Below are 16,897 nucleotides of genomic sequence, written 5' to 3'. Positions count from 1 at the left end.
TCCTAGTCGTCGCTCTCGCGCGAATCGTTGGCCGTCTCGCGCGGGGCGCGGCTCACGAGGATCGCCGAGACCTGCTTGCGCCTGCCGCTCGTGCGATCGGCCTCCATGTGGAGACCGTGCGCGTCCCCTTCGGCTCCGATGATGGGCACTCGGCCAACGGTTTTCGCGAGAAGGCCACCGATCGTATCGACATCTTCATCTTCAATCTCGAGATCGAAGAGTTCCCCCACCTCGACGACGGTCATGCGCGAGGGCACGCGGTATTCAGCGTCGGAAACCTTTTCCGCCTCGTGTTCACGACGGTCGTGCTCGTCGGCAATTTCGCCCACGATTTCTTCCAGGATGTCCTCGATGGTGACGATGCCGGCGACGCCTCCGTACTCGTCGACGGGGATGCCCACGTGGACGCGCGAGGTGCGCATTTCCTCCATGACCCGGTCCGCGGTAAGAAACTCCGGGTAGAACTTCACGGGCCGCATGATCTCGGTGACGGGGCGATCCCCACCTGGATTCCACGGCGAGTGGATCACGCGCATGACGTCCTTGAAGTAAAGCATGCCCTTTAAGTCGTCAACGCCCTCTTCACCGATCACGGGGATGCGGCTGTAGCCCGAACGCACGAAGAGGCGCATCGCTTTATTGGCTGTTGCATCCGCATCGATCGTGACCATGTCGGTGCGCGGCACCATGACCTCGCGAATCATCGTGTCGTCGAGGTCGAACACGCCCTTGATCATGTTGCGTTCGTCGTCTTCGAGCGCCTCGGTTTCGCTCGCTCGATCAACGAAGTGGCGAAGCTCTTCTTCGGTGGCGAAGGGACCTCCCGCAACCTTGCCGCCGGGGGTAAAGGCATTGGAGATATGGATGAGCACCTTCGACGGCACCGCGAGCACAATGCGAGCGAAGCGCACGAGGGGGACGAGAACCGAGATTGTCTTCTCTGGAGCGCGACGCCCGAGGGTTCGAGGCGAGACGGAGGCTCCCATAAAGGACACGAGGAACGTCACCGTGATCGCGAGGAGCAACGGAAGCCACAGGCCCTCGAGGCTCTCGAACATGCAGGCCGTAATGATGACCGCGTAGGTTGCCTCGGCAAGGACGCGCCCGAGCGCAATGGTCGCGAACGTCGTGTGCGTGTCATCGTGCATCGTGAGGATGCGGTCGCGCTTCTTCTCCTCATCCTCAAAGTAGCGTTCGATGCTGTGGCGCGACAGCGTGCTCAGGGCGGCATCGGCCGCCGAGAAACACACCGCGAGGATGATCGCGATGATGGCGAGGGGAATAAGAATAGCGATCGTGTTCACGGGCGCGGACCCCCGGTATCGGAGATGCCCACCCGCGAGGTACGGCCCGCGAGGAACGTGAGGAGAAGCTTGCGCTGGAGCGTGAACATCACGCGTTCATCCTCGGGTTCAACATGGTCGTAGCCAAGCAGGTGAAGGATGCCGTGCGTGAGCAAAAGGAGCATCTCTTCTTCGGTGCTGTGCCCCGCAATGCGCGCCTGGGTGGCGGCAACGGAGGGGCAGATGACGATATCGCCGAGAAGCCCTTCGGGGGCGAGCTCGCCTTCGCTTCCCTCGCGCAATTCATCCATGGGGAAACTCATCACGTCGGTGGGGCCCTCGAGGTCCATCCACTCCTCGTGAAGGTCGCTCATTGCGCTCTCATCCACGAACGTGATGGAGAGTTCCGTTGCGGGATGCAGGAACATCGCATCAAAGACATATCGGGCAAGGTCCACGAATTCGCGCGCGTCGATCTTCGCGGTGGTCTCATTATTGACTTCGATGCTCATCGCTTGGCCTTCTTTTTCGGAGAGAACTCGGAAAGATCCCAGCGTGCGTAGGCATCAACGATGTCACTCACGAGGCGGTGGCGCACAACGTCCTTCGAGCTCAAGTGGCAAAAGGCGATGTCGTCAACGTTGCCGAGGATTCGCTCAACGACCTTGAGGCCACTCTTCGTTCCGCCCGGAAGGTCGACCTGGGTGGCATCTCCCGTGATGACCATTGTCGAATTGAACCCAAGGCGCGTGAGGAACATTTTCATCTGTTCGGCCGTGGTGTTCTGTGCCTCGTCAAGAATGATGAAGGCATCGTTGAGGGTGCGCCCGCGCATGTAGGCGAGCGGAGCAACCTCGATGGTTCCGGCGCCCATGAGGCGCGGAATCGACTCGGGATCGAGCATGTCGTGGAGGGCATCGTAAAGCGGGCGCAGGTACGGGTCGATCTTCTCGTTGAGCGTGCCCGGGAGGAAGCCGAGCCTCTCCCCTGCTTCGACCGCGGGGCGGGTGAGAATGATGCGGTTGATCTGCTTATCGAGCAGAGCCCGCACGGCTTTCGCGACGGCGAGGTATGTTTTGCCGGTGCCCGCGGGGCCAATGCCAAACACGATGGTGTTCTCGTCGATCGCGTCCACGTATTCTTTTTGCCCAACGGTCTTCGGGCGGATCGTACGGCCCCGGGACGAGAGCACGGACTGGCTGAGGATCTGCGACACGTGCTGATCCCGGCGTCGATCATCGCCGTAGAGTTCCGCCGCGCGGTGGACCGCCTCACCCGTCACGGTTTCGCCGCTCGCGGCGATTTCAATAAGGGAGTTCATGATCGCGGCTGCGCGATCGAGCGAGCCTTCCGGTCCGCGCAACGTGATCTGGTGCCCGCGCATCGACACGTCGATGTCCGGCATGATTTTTTCGATGACGTTGAGTGCCTGGTCGTTCGCGCCGAGGACGGCAACGGGGCGCAAGTGATCGGGGATCGCGACGTAGCGCTCGAGAATATCGGTGGTCTCCTGCACGGTTAGAAGAGGTCTCCTTCAGACTGGGGCGTACCGGCGAGAATATGTCCGTGTACATGGAAAACGCTTTGGCCAGCGCTTTCACCGGTGTTGAAAATGAAGCGGAACTCCCCCTGGGCCTGTTCCTTCGCAACGGCGCCCGCGGCCTTGACGACCGCGGCGAGCAGGTCTTTATTGGCGGAGAGTTCCACGATGTTGGCGTAGTGCTCCTTGGGCACGGCGAGCACGTGCACGGGAGCTTTGGGTTCGAGGTCCTTGAAGCACACGACGTTGGCGTCCTCGTAGACCTTGGTCGACGGGATCTCGCCAGCAACGATCTTGCAGAAGATACAGTTCGGATCGGTGGTGGTCATCGGCTCCTCCTCGGGTGCATGAGAGCGTTGGCCCCACCAGTCTAGTGGGCAAGCGGTGTGCGCACGTGTGGGGTCCGACGCCTTCGAGCGTGCACCTGGGGCCACGGGTGTCATTGTGAACGAGCTACTGCCATCGACCGATCACCGAGCAGAGTGCGGCAAGAGCCGCTGGTCCCGCGCTTGACGCCCGAAGAATCTCGTTCCCGAGTAGAACTGGGGCCGCGCCGGCGGCGGAAAATCGGCGAATCTCCTCGTCGCTTATGCCCCCTTCGGGACCGACGAGGACCCACACTTCCCCAGGCATTTCTCCCGCGTTCGCGGCGCGCATCGCGAGCTCGCGAGTCACTCCACCGAGCCTCTCGGTTGCACTCTCGTGGAGAGCAAGGACCATGGCCCCACGAGAAACCGCACTCTCGATGAGGGGCACAAGTTCCGCACTCGTCACAGCGGTCTCCAGGGCAGGGATGCGTGCGCGGCGCGATTGCTTGACCGCGGCGATAATGCGCGAGCGCCATTTCTCGCGCCCCTTTTCTTCCTTCACACCCTTCCACTGGACGACGCTGCGGTCCGCTTGCCACGGAATCACTCGGTCCACGCCGAGTTCGGTCGCCATTTCAATCGCCGATTCGTCGCGGCCCCCCTTAGCGAGCGCTTGGACGAGCACAAATGTCGTCTCCGGCGCTGGCTCGTGCATGGGCGCGCTGCACAGCTGAATGTCGAAGCTGCTCTTCGAGACGCTCGTGACGGTAGCTTCCACCTGGTATCCGTCCGTGTCCGTCACGAGGATGTTCTCGCCCGGGCGAAGCCGCATGACGCGCGCCCCGTGGTGCCCTTCGTCCCCGCCGATCTCGATTGAGCTTCCGGCGGTGGCGTCCTCGAGAGTGCCCTCGAGGAGAAGGAAGTTCTTGAGGCTCACAGATCGCGGAATTTCTCGCGGAGTTTCGCGAAGACGCCGCCATCGCTGTGCTGGGCATTTTTCGCCGCTGAGCGAAGGTCGGGTTCGTTACGCATCTCGCCGAACTTCGCGAGGAGATCTTTTTCGGCTCCCGAAAGCTTCTTCGGGATCTCGACGCCTACTTCGATGAGGATGTCGCCACGCGAATCGCCGCGAAGCGAGGTCACACCGAGGTTCCGCATGCGAATCACATCGCCCGGTTGGGTGCCCGGCTTGATTTCGACCTCGCGCTCACCGTCAAAGGTCGTGAGCGTGGCCTTCGTGCCGAGGGCCGCGGCCACCATCGAGATCGTGAGACGCGCGAGCAGGTCGTAGCCCTCGCGGTGGAAGATTTCATGCTCCTTGACACGCACTTCGACGAACAGATCGCCGGCGGGGCCGCCGGCCTCGCCCGCTTCGCCTTCGCCACGAAGCTGAATGCGGCGGCCGGTATCGATACCTGCGGGCACGCGAAGCGTGATCGTGCGCTCCTCCTGTACGCGTCCGTGTCCCTGGCACTCGCTGCAGGGGTTCTCGATCGTCGTGCCGTGCCCCTGGCAGGCCGAGCAGGGCGCGAGTTGCACCATCTGTCCAAGAAGCGAGTTCACGGTGCGCTGCACGTGGCCGCTTCCGCTGCACACGGAGCATTTCTTCGTTCCGGTTCCCGGTTCACAGCAATTGCCGTGGCAGCGTGAACAGGTGACAGCCGTCGGGAACGTGAGCTCTTTTTCGGAGCCGAACACAACGTCGTCGAGTTCGAGCGTCATGCGTCGGAGAATGTCGTTGCCGCGCCGCTCACGGGGAATGGGGCCGCGCCCGCGCCCGCCCATGCTACTCGCGCCCGCAAACGCCTCAAACAGGTCGGAGAAGTCGAACGTCGCTCCCCCACCGAAGCCACCGAAACCACCGCCGCCGAACGGGCTCTGCCCGCCCATGTCATACATGCGACGCTTTTCAGGATTGGAAAGCGTCTCGTAGGCTTGCGAGACCTTCTTCATTTGATCGGCCGCAGAAGGATCGGGGTTCACGTCGGGGTGAAGCTTGCGGGCCTTTTTACGGTAGGCCTTCTTGATCTCGTCCGCGCTGGCGTCTTTGGAGACGCCGAGGATCTCGTAAAAATCGTCGTTCACGAAGTGTGGTTCCTTGAGAGTTGGGTGCAGTTCTTAACCGATGAAACGGGAAATATACCGGGCGACGGCGCGCACGGAAGATATGGAGGTCACGTAATCCATGCTCGAAGGGCCGAGGATCGCAATGCGTGAAGACGGCGAAGCGCCACCAGCCGCTTCGGTATAGGCGCTCCCCACGAGGGCTGCGCGCTGAAGAGCATCACCGGAAACGCTACTGAGCTCCTCGCCGATCAGCACGTCGACCTCGCCGAAGTTCGAATGCATCTCGCCAAGAAGCCGCAAAAGCACGAGTTGCTCCTCGAGGAGGTCGAGCATGGGGCCAACTTCGCGCGAGAACTGTTCACCGCGCGCGAGGTTCGAGACGCCGCCGACGATCATACGATCCTCGCGACGCGAGGCAAGCAGTTCGCCGAGCGCCTCGAGCACTTCGGTGGCGGCAGCGCGTGTTGATGCGGATTCCTCCTCGAGGAGTGCATTGAGGTCCCCGCCCACTGAGGTCACGGGCCTCGATGCGCACACGCGATTGATGCGCTCGCGCAGGCGTTCATAGAACGCGGCATCCTGCGAGTGCTGAAGAGAAATTGTTTGCTGATCCACCCGGCCCGCATCGGTGATGAGCACAACGAGCAAGAGGGTTTCGGAAGTCTTCACGAGTTCAACGTGGCGCACGTGAGCCTGGCGCAACGCGGGGTACTGCACAACGGCGACTTGATTCGTGAGGCGTGAGAGCAGACGCACCGTGCGGGACAGCAGATCATCGAGGTCGTGGGCACCGTCGAAGAACGTGTGGATTGCGCGACGCTCGGGCGCTGAAAGGGGCTTGACCTGCGCGACGTAATCGACGAACACGCGGTAGCCCTTATCGGTGGGGATGCGCCCCGCCGAGGTGTGGGGCTGCATGATGAGCCCCTCTTCTTCGAGCACCGACATGTCGTTGCGTACGGTCGCGGCACTCACGCCTAGCTCGTGACGTTCCAGCAGTGACTTCGAGCCCACGGGTTCGCGGGTCGCCACGTAATCTTCCACGATTGCGCCGAGGATGCTGAGCTTGCGCTCATCCATGTGTCTCATCCTTTCGCGCATTAGCAGTCACGGGCTTCGAGTGCCAATACTACGCGCACTGCTCGCTCCTCGCACGGTGTGGCGATCCCCTGTGAGCGAACACGCCCCTGGTAGCGTAAACCGCCGTGAATATCGATCGCTACGGCCACGACGTCCTTTCCGGTACCGGGGATGCCTTTCACCCGAAACGCCCCGCGAGCAGGGATGTCCCCGCCGAGCGCGGGCTCGTCGTCGAGGATGTCCAAACCGGCTGGGTTGGCGCCGTTACGCGCGTGGAAAAGTCTGGCGGCATCCACATCGTCGAGCTCGAGGATCGCCACCACCGGCTGCGCACCTTCCGCCTCGGCCCGGGGTTTTTGATCGATGGGAAACCCGTCCGCCTCGTTCCCCCTACGAAGGGCGGTCCGACGGCTGCTCGGCAAACGTCGGCCCCTAAACGCAGCGCCTCGGGCTCAACCTACGTTGAAGGGGTGCGTGCCCGCGTGGCGCGGGACTCGCGGATTTGGGTGGAAGGCAAGCACGATGCGGAACTCGTGGAGAAGGTGTGGGGGCATGACCTGCGTATCGAGGGCGTTGCTGTCGAAATGCTCGATGGCGCCGATAATCTTCTCGAGCGCGTTCGGGCTTTCCGGCCGGGCCCAGGCCGCAGGCTCGGGATCCTCGTTGATCATCTCGTTCCCGGTTCGAAAGAAACGCGGATCGCCGAATCCGTGATGCGGGAGAAGGGCATGCGGGAGCATGCGCTGATCCTCGGCCACCCGTACGTGGACGTGTGGCAGGCCGTCAAACCCGCTCGCGTAGGGCTCGAGAAGTGGCCCCACATCCCCAAGGGAACAGACATCAAGGTCGGCTCGCTCAGAGCGCTCGGGCTCCCTGCCGAGTCGCAGGCGGATATCGCCGAAGGGTGGCAGAAGATTCTCGGGCGGGTGCGCTCGTACGCGGATGTCGAGCCGACCCTTAGCGGGCGTATCGAGGAACTGATCGACTTCGTCACCGCCACTCCCTGAATTGCATAGGGGTTGTGGGGGTTTGGACACGGGGCCAAATCCGACGCTTACCTCGCCCGCGCTCAAGGACCATCGGAAGCGTCGACTAAGCGGCCGAGTCCCCGCTTCTGCCAAAAACCATGCGGTGCTCTGTATTCATTCAAGATCAAGCTGTAAGCCGCAACCGAGACATCGCGCACTCCCCTAACGGACGTCACGACTGCCCGTCCGCCTCTCCGGGCCTTCATCTGCACTAAACGTGACCTAAAGCACGCGATGGGTTCAGGTAGGTGTAAAATCGGGCCATCCGCGACTTTCGAAAGCGTAGGAATCTCATGATTTTTAGGTCCGCGTGGTTTATGGTCATTTTCGTTGTTGTCGTGATGATCGTGGCGATCCTGCTTCTCGGCTTTCTCATTTTTACCGTTCTTCAACAATTCGTTGCCCGGCATAAGAACGCGGACAACGAAAGTGATCAACATGAATCGTAGGGATCACCCGAGTCTTCGCCGCTTCAAAGGCGCTCTCAAGGCAAAACATCGCGCGTAATGGCATCGGCGACAAGCCGGCCGGCGTCGGAAAGCCTCACGATCCCGTTATCCCACGCAGTCGCATCCAACCGCCCCGCCGCCACGTGCCGCTCGAGCACCTCGCGTGCCTCATCGCTCGAGGTGAGCGGATTACTCGCCGCGGAAAATCCTTCGCGAAGGCGCATCTCGAGCATGAGGCGTTCGAGCGCGCGATCCTCATCAGAGACCTGCTCGGAGCCATCCACGGGAAGCCGGTTCTGCGCAAGAGCCGCCGCGTAGCGCGAGGGGTGCTTGAGGTTCCACGAGCGGTAGCCGTCGCGGTGTCGATGCGCGCCGGGGCCGATCCCCCACCAGTCGCGGCCCCGCCAGTAGGCGAGATTATGGCGGCACTGAAACTCCTCGCCCCGCGCGAAATTCGAGACCTCGTACCACTCGAAACCCGCGGCTCGCGTGCGGTCGGCGATGAGTTCGTAGGCATCGGCCATGAAGTCCGGATCGGGCTCGTTGAGCTCGCCGCGGCGCAGCTGGCGGGCCATTTTGGTGTTGCCCTCGACGATGAGCGAGTAGGCACTCACGTGATCCGGCTGCATCTCGGTGATCGCGTCAATCGTGGTCTCGACGTCCGTGAGCGACTCCGCCGGCGTTCCATAAATCATGTCGAGACTCACTTGAAGGCCCGCTTCCCGGGCCCACGCGACGGCCCGTGGCACGGATTCGGGGTTGTGGGTGCGGTCGAGGATCGCAAGCACGCGCGGCACCGCCGATTGCATCCCAAAGCTGACGCGAGTAAATCCGGCATCGGCGAGGCGGAAGAGGGAGTCTCGCGTGACGGAATCGGGGTTCGCTTCGGTCGTCACCTCGACATCGGAAGCGAGAGGGATGAGCGAGGTGAGGTGCGCGAGCATGCGCGCCTGGTCATCGGCAGGAAGCAGCGTGGGGGTTCCGCCGCCAAAGAACACCGTGTCAACTCGGTCGTAAGAAAAGCCCGACGCTTCATCATCCGCGAGCGTGAGATCCATTTCGCGCATCGCATTAGCGGGGTATTCGGCCTGGGAGCCTCCGCCGCCGAGTTCCTTCGCGGTGTAGGTGTTGAAGTCGCAGTACCCGCACCGCACCGCGCAGAACGGCACATGAATATAGACCGAGAGGCATCGGCCCTTGGCGTTAGTTGCCGCGGCCATCAGTGATGAGCGAGGCGGGGAATTCGAACGCGATATCGGCACTTTGGAGCGCCGCGAGGCACCCCCTTGCCATAGACGTGTACACGGGCGTTTCAGTGTCGCGGGCCCAGCTAAGGAGCGCGTTGGCGCTCGCCGGATCAATCTCGCCCGTGAGCCCGCGGAATATTTCGCCGATACTGACGCCGTGCTCGGGAACCGACAGGACCTCGATCTCATCGCCCGGGCGCACAACGCCCTCGCGCACGATGCGGAAGTACGCGCCGCACTTGCCGTAGGCAGTGAAACGGCGTCCCCACGGGCCCCGCTGTTCGAGCCCCACCTGATCGGCGAAGCGCCCCATCCAGACGGCAAAGGTCTTGCAGGGTTGGCGCGGCACGCTCGCCTCAAGCTCGGCACCACCGATCCGCCAGCGCGAGCCGATGACGACCTCGTCGGTATCAATGCCCTCCGTGACCAGATTTTCGCCGAAGGCGCCGTCGGGCAGACCACTAAAACCTTCTTGGCGAGCAAGCTCCTCGCGAGTTTCGCGGGCGAACGCGTACACGGCTTTGAAAAGGCCGCCGTGATGTTCGGTATCGCCCTGCACGTCGCCGAGCACGCCGTGCGTCAAGAGCTTGATCCCCTCCGGGCGTGGGACCTTGTTGATCCCCGAGCGAATCCCCGTTGCTTCGACGTGGAAGAGGGAATCCACCGTGCACGTCGAGACCACGCGCGCCGGGGCGTCAGTAATGGTGACCGAAAGCGGTTCAACGTTCATGTTCGCGCCTCTCACTTGTTTTTGCCGTCGGCCGAGCCGCCGTCCGAGCGCAGAGCCGCGATGAACGCTTCCTGCGGCACGTCAACCGAGCCGATCGACTTCATGCGCTTCTTGCCTTCCTTCTGCTTCTCGAGCAGCTTGCGCTTACGTGAGATGTCGCCGCCGTAGCACTTGGAGAGCACGTCCTTGCGGATCGCGCGGATGTTCTCGCGAGCGATGATGCGCGAACCGATCGCCGCCTGGATGGGCACCTCGAACTGCTGGCGAGGAATGAGGTTCTTGAGCTTACCGGCCATCTCTACGCCGTAGTGGTAGGCCTTATCGCGGTGCACAATCGCGCTGAAGGCGTCCACCGTTTCGCCCTGAAGCAGCATGTCCACCTTGACCAGATCGGCCGCTTCCTCACCCTGCACGTCGTAATCGAGCGAGGCATAGCCCTTCGTTCGGCTCTTGAGCTGGTCGAAGAAGTCGAACACGATTTCGGCAAGGGGAAGGGTGTACCGAAGCTCCACGCGGTCTTCGCTCAGGTAGTCCATGCCCTTCATCGTTCCGCGTTTTGACTGGCACAGTTCCATAACGGTGCCCACGAATTCCTTGGGCACGAGAATCGTGGATTTCGCGACGGGTTCGCGGATCTCGTGAACCTTGCCCTCAGGGAAGTCCGAGGGGTTGAGAACTTCGACCTCGGTGCCGTCCTCCATGGTCACGTGGTAGATCACGCTCGGCGCAGTCGAGATCAGGTCCAGGTTGAATTCGCGCTCGAGCCTCTCGCGCACAATTTCGAGGTGAAGCAGGCCCAAAAAGCCCACGCGGAAACCGAAGCCAAGCGCGGTCGAGGTCTCGGGCTCATAGTTGAGCGCGGCGTCATTGAGTTTGAGCTTGTCGAGCGCGTCGCGAAGCGCCGGGTAGTCGGAGCCATCAATCGGGAAGAGCCCCGAGAACACCATCGGCTTCGGTTCGGAGTAGCCGGCTAGCGGTTCTTCGGCGCCGCGCAGCGCAGCGGTCACGGTGTCACCGACCTTCGACTGGCGCACGTCTTTCACGCCCGTAATGAGGTAGCCGACCTCGCCGGGGCCGAGCCCCTTCGTGGGCTTCGGCTCGGGCGAAATCACGCCGAGCTCAAGCAGTTCGTGAGTCGCACCGGTTGACATCATCTGAATTTTCTCTCGCGAGTCGAGTTGCCCGTCAACCACACGCACATACGTGACAACGCCCCGATAGGTGTCGTACACGGAATCGAAAATCATCGCGCGCGAGGGCGCATCGATGCGCCCATGGGGCTTCGGAATCGTGCGTACAACGTGATCGAGAAGCGCCTCAACTCCCTCGCCGGTCTTACCGGAAACCTTGAGCACGTCTTCGGGTTCGCAGCCCACCAGCTGGGCGATCTCCGCGGCGTACTTTTCCGGATCGGCAGCCGGCAGATCAATTTTGTTGAGCACGGGGATGATCTCAAGGTCGTTATCGAGCGCGAGGTAGAGGTTCGCGAGGGTCTGTGCCTCGATCCCCTGCGCGGCATCGACCAGCAAAATCGCGCCTTCGCACGCCGCGAGCGAACGCGAGACCTCGTAGGTGAAGTCCACGTGGCCCGGCGTGTCGATCATGTTGAGCGCATAAGCCTCGCCATCCACGACCCACGGCATGCGCACGGCCTGGCTTTTCACCGTGATGCCGCGCTCGCGTTCGATATCCATGCGGTCGAGGTACTGGGCCCGCATCGCACGCTCATCAACCACGCCGGTGAGCTGGAGCATGCGGTCGGCGAGAGTCGATTTGCCATGATCGATGTGCGCGATGATGCAGAAGTTGCGAATCCTCTCCATGGAGGTCGCGGCTGGCTCGATCTCGCGCATGTTCGCGGGGGCGCTAGTCAACGGGAATCCTTTCGACGGGCAAAGATGCCTTCATTGTCCCATGCACACTCGTTTTTGGCCCGTTCACTCCCACCATCGCACGGGTTGATACGGTCACACCATGAGCGTTCTCTCGTCACTCAAGTCCATCGCTGGCACACTCGCCCGAAACCGGCGGGTGCAGCGCGCCGCTGGCCACCTCGCCCGGGAGGGGGTTCGGGCCTTCGAAAACAAACGAAAAAGGTCCGACGCTGGCCCGGCAAGCGTCGGACCACAAACCCGCGATGGTGCCGGCCCAAGCGAAGCGCACTCCGCGCTCCCCGATCGCGCCAGCAGCGCTCCCCTGACCATCACGTATGCACCTGCGGCAGACGGCAACCCCGATCCGGGCGAGGTCGTGTGGGCGTGGGTACCGTTCGAGGAAGATCCCTCGAAGGGCAAAGACCGCCCCGTACTCGTGCTTGCTGAGGAGGGCAATGGCGTGATCGTGGCACTCATGCTTACCTCGCGCGACCGTGGCAAGGGCGATCACACCGATGAACACGGCAATCGCTGGGTGGACATCGGCACCGGTTCGTGGGACGCCAAGCACCGTCCCTCGGAAGTGAGGGTCGATCGCCTCATTCGCCTCGAAGCCTCCAAGGTGCGACGCGAGGGCGGCAAGCTCGACAAGGCTCGCTTTGATCGGGTGGCTAATGCCACACGCGAAGAACACGGCTGGTGAGCTGAAGCCCTGTGCTTTCGCGCCGGCCGCTGGTAGAGTTGACGGCTGTATGTGTGAACATACTGCGCTGAGTGCGGCGTGCTTACACCCCTTTCGTGTCTCTGGGGCGTGGTACTGCATGCGCCGGCGTGAGTTTTTCCGTTCGTGATGCGAACGTTTGACGTCTCCAGGCGATACCCCACCGCCCGTCCCCGTCGAGCGTGAGCACCTCTCATGAGCGGCGTTTCACCTCAACATCTAGAAAAGGCACCTCGTGGCAAACATCAAGTCCCAGATCAAGCGCATCAAGACCAACGCGAAAGCTCAGGAGCGCAACAAGGCGTACCGCAGCGAGCTCAAGACCTACGTGCGTAAGGTTCGCACCGCGGTTGCCGCTGGCGATGCAGATGCGTCGGCCAAGGCTCTTCGTGAGGCTTCGCGCAAGCTCGACAAGGCTGTGTCGAAGGGCGTTATCCACAAGAACCAGGCCGCGAACCGCAAGTCGGGTCTCGCGAAGCTTGTGGCGACGCTCGAGAAGTGAGCATAGTGCGCGCGTTTTAGCGTGACGGAAGGCCCCGCTTCGGCGGGGCCTTTTTCGTTGCCTCTTTAGCGGCGTGAAGTCCGACGGCTGGCCGCTTTAAATGCGAGCGCACCCCGGCAGTTGCGGATGGCAACCACCGGGGCGCGCCCTTCGTCAGCGTCGCGTTCGCAGCGTTTGCTTAATCGCGGCGTGCGCGACGGCCAGAGCCGCTCCGCGCGGCGAGGCCCGCACCGCTGATCATGCTGAGGGCTGCGAGACCTGCGAGACCCGCAGCGCCAAAGCCGGTACGTGGAAGCGCGTCCAGGCGTGCATGATGATCACTCTCGATCACGGTGTACGAGGGGTGGCGCTTTCCATCCCGCGTGGTTCGCTCATCGCCGGCGCCTTGGCCCGCAGCGGCACTATCTCCAGGCGCATCGTCTACTTCCTCGCTGACCTGCCCTTCGTCTCCGGCCGCAGGATGCTCAGCACCCTCCTCGCCACCGCCATTGGAACTGTCGTCGCCAGTGCCATCGGAGATGGGCTCTTCCGTGCCGGGTTCGTCAGTACCAGGGGCTTCTGGTGCGACCAGTGCTTCAAGGCGTGCGAGTTCCGCCTCTGCGGCTGCAAGCTGCGCTTCGGCCATACCGAGCACCGCCTTTGCCTCGGCCACCGCATTTTCGGCAGGAGCAACAGCGGCTCGAGCGTCGTTAAGAGCCGCCTCTGCCGCCAGATAGGCCGCGCGTGCTGCTGCAACCTCGGCGTACGCAGCCTCGTCAACGCCGTCAGCGACAACGCCGTCAAACGTGAGAGCCTTGGCCGCGGCGAGTGCCGTTGCAGCAGCGTCGCGCTTAGTCTTGGCCGGCTCCACAGCGGCAACTGCGGCGTTGTACGTCTCCGCGGCATTCTCGGAAGCAGCCTGAGCCCTATCCAGGTTCTCGGATGCGGCGGCGACAGCGGCTTTCGCATCGGCGAGGTTCGTGTTCTGGGCCGGTGCCGCGGCGAGCGCGACGTCGGCGCTAGCCTTCGCCTCCTCGAGCTCAGCAATGGGCGCCTTCGCCTCCGCAAGGGCCTTGTCAGCCTCTGCCTTGGCATTCTCAGTATCCGCAAGAACATTGGCGGCGTTCGTGGCTTCTGCTTGTGCGGAGACGACCGCAGCCTCGGCATTCGACAGTGCCTGCTTCGCTTCGGAAAGTTCCTGGTCGGCCGCTGCGGCCGCTGCGCGAGCGTTGCCGAGCTCCGTGCCGTTCGCGAGGTCGGCGAGGGCTAGTTGAGCCTCCTTCACGCGAGCCTCGGCATCATCGTAGGCCTTCTGTGCTTGGGCTACGGCCTGCTGCTTGGCTTGCGTATCAGCCTCAAGCTGCTTCAAATCCGATTCAGCCGTAGCGTGAACCTGCTGCGCCTGCTGAAGGGCGTTTTGAGCCGGATCGAGCGCCTCTTCCGCCGCGGTGAGAGCCTGCTTCGCCTCCTCAACCTTCACGGCGAGCTCATCGCGCTTGTTTGAGTATTCTTCCAGGTCCTTCTTCAGATCCGCGATAGCAGTCGTATTCTTTGCGAGCGCATCCGCGGACGTATTGGCATTCGCCGCTGCCTGATCACTAGCGCGCATTGCCTGAGCCAAACGCTCTTCGGCGTCCTTCAACTCAGCTTGAGCGGCATCCAGGTTGGCCTTCGCGTCCGGGGTCGCAACCGCTGGTTGTTCAGTGAGACCCTCATACTGCTTCAGAAGCTCCTCGAAGCGGTCGACGCTCATGAGCTCTTTGGACTCCGCTTCGCTAATGGCCCAACCCGTTGGTGTCTTTCCGTAACCAGCCGCCATGCCGAGGCTATGCGTTTCTGCGAAATTGAACCCGTCCACCTCATTGGCATCCGTATTGAGGCCATATCCCATGGCCACAATCTTGGCGCCAGAATTCATATCAGCAATCAATCTGTAGTGCCCTGTGGCGCTACCCACCTGCGGATATTTTGCCTTGAAATCAAAGCCATACTCCTGCTGCGATTTGAGCACAAATTTTTCGAGCCAGAACCACCCCTGAGGCAAATCATTGACGTCTGGAGTTTGACCAGCCTTAACTTTGGCCATAGCGGCTTCGTACTGCTTTTGACCGTCAACCTCCGTACCGGGCATGTAGTAAGGGCGTTGACGCGAGGTAGTGCCATAGGGATCGAAGCTTTCCCAGCCCCACGCGAGATTTTCTCCTGCACCAAAAACATTCGAATGTTTCAACGTGTGCTCTTGGGACCAGTTGGCTTTCACCTGAGACACCGCCATGAGTCGCAGGCTCACTTGCGCCTCCGGCAGTTTCTCTACATCCTTCCGCAAGCGGTTTGCTTCCTTCATCCACTTGACGGAGGCCAGCATGTTCTTAAGGCTCGTCGCATCGTTGGCGTCGTCCTCGTTCGTTAGGGAAGTGACCACCCGAGAATCAACGGGGCTTCCATCCTCTTTCTCCGCTGGCGAAACCGTAGTTTTGTCATCAAGAATCTCAAGCGCCATGGTGGCCGACTCTGTATACCCCTGGCCCTTCATCCATTCGTAGAAGCCACGTGCAATCTTCGGGTAGGTGACGGCCGTTTCTTTCAGTGACTTTTCCGCCTCAGCCACGTTCTGTTGGGCCGTCGTTACCGCAGCCTGAGCCTCCTCCACCTTTTGTTGCGCTGCAGAAAGTGCCCTACCATCAGCATCCTTCTTGGTCTCAAGGCTCGCTGTTTTGTTCTGTTCAGTCTTAAGAGCAGCAGTCGCATCGTCGAGCTGTTCCTGGGCTTGATCACGCTGACTCTCTAAACTGGAGAGGTTGCTTTGCGCCGTAGTGACAGCATTCTCAGCTTCGTTCGCCGCTTCCTGTGCTTTCTCAAGCTCACTCTTTGCCGTCTTGACTGCATTCTGCTGGTTCTCAACGGCAGTGTTTGCCTCCGCAAGCGCGGCATTTGCCGCACTCAATTCGTTCTGCGCGGTGTCGCGGGCAGCCACGGCGCTGTCGAGCTCTGCCTTAGCTTCAGTAGTGTCGGTCCCGCTCGCCGTTTCGAGCTCAGCGACGCGCGAATCGGCTTCGTCCTTGCGCGCCTGGGCGTCATTGACACGCGACTGAGCGGCTTTTTGTTCCTCTTGAGCTTTCGTGAGGGATTGCTCGGCCTCGGCCTTTGCGGCTTCGGCGTCGCTCACCTTCGTGGCAGCTTCATCGGCGGCCTTTTGCGCTTCGTCGACTTGTGATTGGGCTTCGGTCAACGCTTGCTCGGCAGCGGCGGCGTTTTCCTCAGCCTTGGCAAGATCCTCGGCCGCGGTCTCGGGCGTGGTCGATTCGGCAGCACCAAGAGTCGCCTGCGCATTCTCCAGTTCTGCCTGCGCGTCGGCGAGAGCCTTGTCCGCGGCCTCCTTCTCGGCCAGGGCCTGCTCCATGGCAACGGTCACCTGATCGAACTCTTCCGCAGCAGCCTGATCCGCGGCCTGAGCCTCGGCAATCTCGCGATCAATCTCCCCCTGCAGCTTCTGCGCCGCAGCAGCCTTGGACTCCTCAGCGGCCGCCCTCTCCTCAGTTATCGCCTCGAGATCCTTCTGCGCAACAGCGAGCTCGCCGCTAGCTACATCGCGCGCCTCGGTAGCCTTCTCGACGTCGACCTTCGCATCGGCGATCTGCTCCTCGAGGCTGCGCTCAGGGGCGGAATCACCATCAGTTTCCGGGATATCGACGCTCTCAGGGGCGGGTGCCTCGGGCGTTTCGGTACCGACGTGTGCAGCAGGGTCGGCCTCGGCGGGGGCGGCGATGGCAGCTGCGGGAGCGAGAAGTGACGTGACGGCAAGGGCGCCAATGCCAGCGTTGAAAGCACGGTGGCGAGGGGAAGCGGCAGAGCGGTTCGGCATGGGGGTAACCTCCGGTGGGAAAACAAACCACCTTATGGATACCACTGTTATGCGCGTGCCAGTAGAGGCCCTCCACAAGAGTTATCAAAGTGTTATTGAGCGTGAGGGGGAACCTCGAGATTATTCGCGACGCCAGAGCCCTAAGTCCCAATGAGACACGGAATCGGCGGTTCGCTCAACCGAGGATGGCATGAAGTTGCGCTACGAGGTCCTTCGCAAACGACAGG

Annotated in this window: 15 protein-coding genes; 4 read left to right on the top strand and 11 right to left on the bottom strand. The window is 62.0% G+C overall.

The window, feature by feature from the left end:
- Positions 1 to 2 precede the first annotated feature (2 nt).
- The 7 genes from D8M36_RS00420 to hrcA form a co-directional block, all read right to left on the bottom strand.
- Positions 3 to 1,304 carry a hemolysin family protein gene (locus D8M36_RS00420; RefSeq protein WP_126845863.1) on the bottom strand — a complete coding sequence of 434 codons (1,302 nt, stop codon included), beginning with the start codon at positions 1,302 to 1,304 and terminating at the stop codon, positions 3 to 5.
- Complete coding sequence (gene ybeY, locus D8M36_RS00415; RefSeq protein ID WP_065247736.1) at positions 1,301 to 1,795, bottom strand: rRNA maturation RNase YbeY; 495 nt, start codon at positions 1,793 to 1,795, stop codon at positions 1,301 to 1,303. The genes D8M36_RS00420 and ybeY overlap by 4 nt, the downstream gene beginning before the upstream one ends.
- Positions 1,792 to 2,799: a PhoH family protein gene (locus D8M36_RS00410; RefSeq protein WP_126845861.1), complete on the bottom strand. Its 1,008-nt coding sequence runs from the start codon at positions 2,797 to 2,799 to the stop codon at positions 1,792 to 1,794. The genes ybeY and D8M36_RS00410 overlap by 4 nt, the downstream gene beginning before the upstream one ends.
- A gap of 2 nt (positions 2,800 to 2,801) precedes the next feature.
- Positions 2,802 to 3,152: an HIT domain-containing protein gene (locus D8M36_RS00405; protein WP_126845860.1), complete on the bottom strand. Its 351-nt coding sequence runs from the start codon at positions 3,150 to 3,152 to the stop codon at positions 2,802 to 2,804.
- Positions 3,153 to 3,276: 124 nt separating this feature from the next.
- Positions 3,277 to 4,068 carry a 16S rRNA (uracil(1498)-N(3))-methyltransferase gene (locus tag D8M36_RS00400; protein WP_161970171.1) on the bottom strand — a complete coding sequence of 264 codons (792 nt, stop codon included), beginning with the start codon at positions 4,066 to 4,068 and terminating at the stop codon, positions 3,277 to 3,279.
- Positions 4,065 to 5,216 (bottom strand): molecular chaperone DnaJ, encoded by a 1,152-nt coding sequence (gene dnaJ / locus D8M36_RS00395; RefSeq protein ID WP_126845856.1) that lies wholly within the window; start codon positions 5,214 to 5,216, stop codon positions 4,065 to 4,067. Before dnaJ ends, D8M36_RS00400 begins: the two co-directional genes overlap by 4 nt.
- 33 nt (positions 5,217 to 5,249) lie before the next feature.
- Positions 5,250 to 6,278: a heat-inducible transcriptional repressor HrcA gene (hrcA, locus tag D8M36_RS00390; protein ID WP_065247731.1), complete on the bottom strand. Its 1,029-nt coding sequence runs from the start codon at positions 6,276 to 6,278 to the stop codon at positions 5,250 to 5,252.
- Positions 6,279 to 6,403: 125 nt separating this feature from the next.
- On the opposite strand from hrcA, the gene D8M36_RS00385 reads away from it, so the two are divergent.
- On the top strand, positions 6,404 to 7,285 hold the full coding sequence (locus D8M36_RS00385) for a DUF3097 domain-containing protein (RefSeq protein WP_126845854.1): 882 nt from the start codon (positions 6,404 to 6,406) through the stop codon (positions 7,283 to 7,285).
- Between the two features lie 314 nt (positions 7,286 to 7,599).
- Entirely contained in the window at positions 7,600 to 7,755 is a 156-nt protein-coding gene (locus D8M36_RS10040) for a hypothetical protein (RefSeq protein WP_153246489.1), read from the top strand.
- 35 nt (positions 7,756 to 7,790) lie between these two features.
- Here the strand turns inward: D8M36_RS10040 and hemW are convergent, their stop codons facing one another.
- From hemW to lepA, 3 genes are read right to left on the bottom strand one after another with little or no spacing between them, the layout of a single operon-like run.
- On the bottom strand, positions 7,791 to 8,975 hold the full coding sequence (gene hemW / locus D8M36_RS00380; protein WP_126845852.1) for a radical SAM family heme chaperone HemW: 1,185 nt from the start codon (positions 8,973 to 8,975) through the stop codon (positions 7,791 to 7,793).
- Positions 8,959 to 9,732, bottom strand: a complete 774-nt coding sequence (locus tag D8M36_RS00375) for an MOSC domain-containing protein (RefSeq protein WP_126845850.1) — start codon at positions 9,730 to 9,732, stop codon at positions 8,959 to 8,961. Before D8M36_RS00375 ends, hemW begins: the two co-directional genes overlap by 17 nt.
- Positions 9,733 to 9,743: 11 nt before the next feature.
- Positions 9,744 to 11,585 carry a translation elongation factor 4 gene (gene lepA, locus D8M36_RS00370; protein WP_126846610.1) on the bottom strand — a complete coding sequence of 614 codons (1,842 nt, stop codon included), beginning with the start codon at positions 11,583 to 11,585 and terminating at the stop codon, positions 9,744 to 9,746.
- Positions 11,586 to 11,706: 121 nt separating this feature from the next.
- Here lepA and D8M36_RS00365 point away from each other — a divergent pair, with 121 nt between their 5' ends.
- Positions 11,707 to 12,309 (top strand): type II toxin-antitoxin system PemK/MazF family toxin, encoded by a 603-nt coding sequence (locus tag D8M36_RS00365; protein ID WP_126845848.1) that lies wholly within the window; start codon positions 11,707 to 11,709, stop codon positions 12,307 to 12,309.
- Between the two features lie 253 nt (positions 12,310 to 12,562).
- Positions 12,563 to 12,829 (top strand): 30S ribosomal protein S20, encoded by a 267-nt coding sequence (gene rpsT / locus D8M36_RS00360; protein ID WP_074296910.1) that lies wholly within the window; start codon positions 12,563 to 12,565, stop codon positions 12,827 to 12,829.
- Positions 12,830 to 13,007: 178 nt separating this feature from the next.
- Here rpsT and D8M36_RS00355 read toward each other — a convergent pair whose 3' ends face one another.
- Entirely contained in the window at positions 13,008 to 16,670 is a 3,663-nt protein-coding gene (locus tag D8M36_RS00355; protein WP_126845846.1) for a hypothetical protein, read from the bottom strand.
- Positions 16,671 to 16,897 lie beyond the last annotated feature (227 nt).

Origin of the sequence: Dermabacter sp. HSID17554 (genome assembly GCF_003989295.1) — a bacterium.
In the GTDB taxonomy this organism is placed as follows: Bacteria; Actinomycetota; Actinomycetes; order Actinomycetales; family Dermabacteraceae; genus Dermabacter; species Dermabacter vaginalis.
Note: the sequence above shows the minus strand (reverse complement) of the source record. Positions and strands in the feature narration are given on the sequence as shown.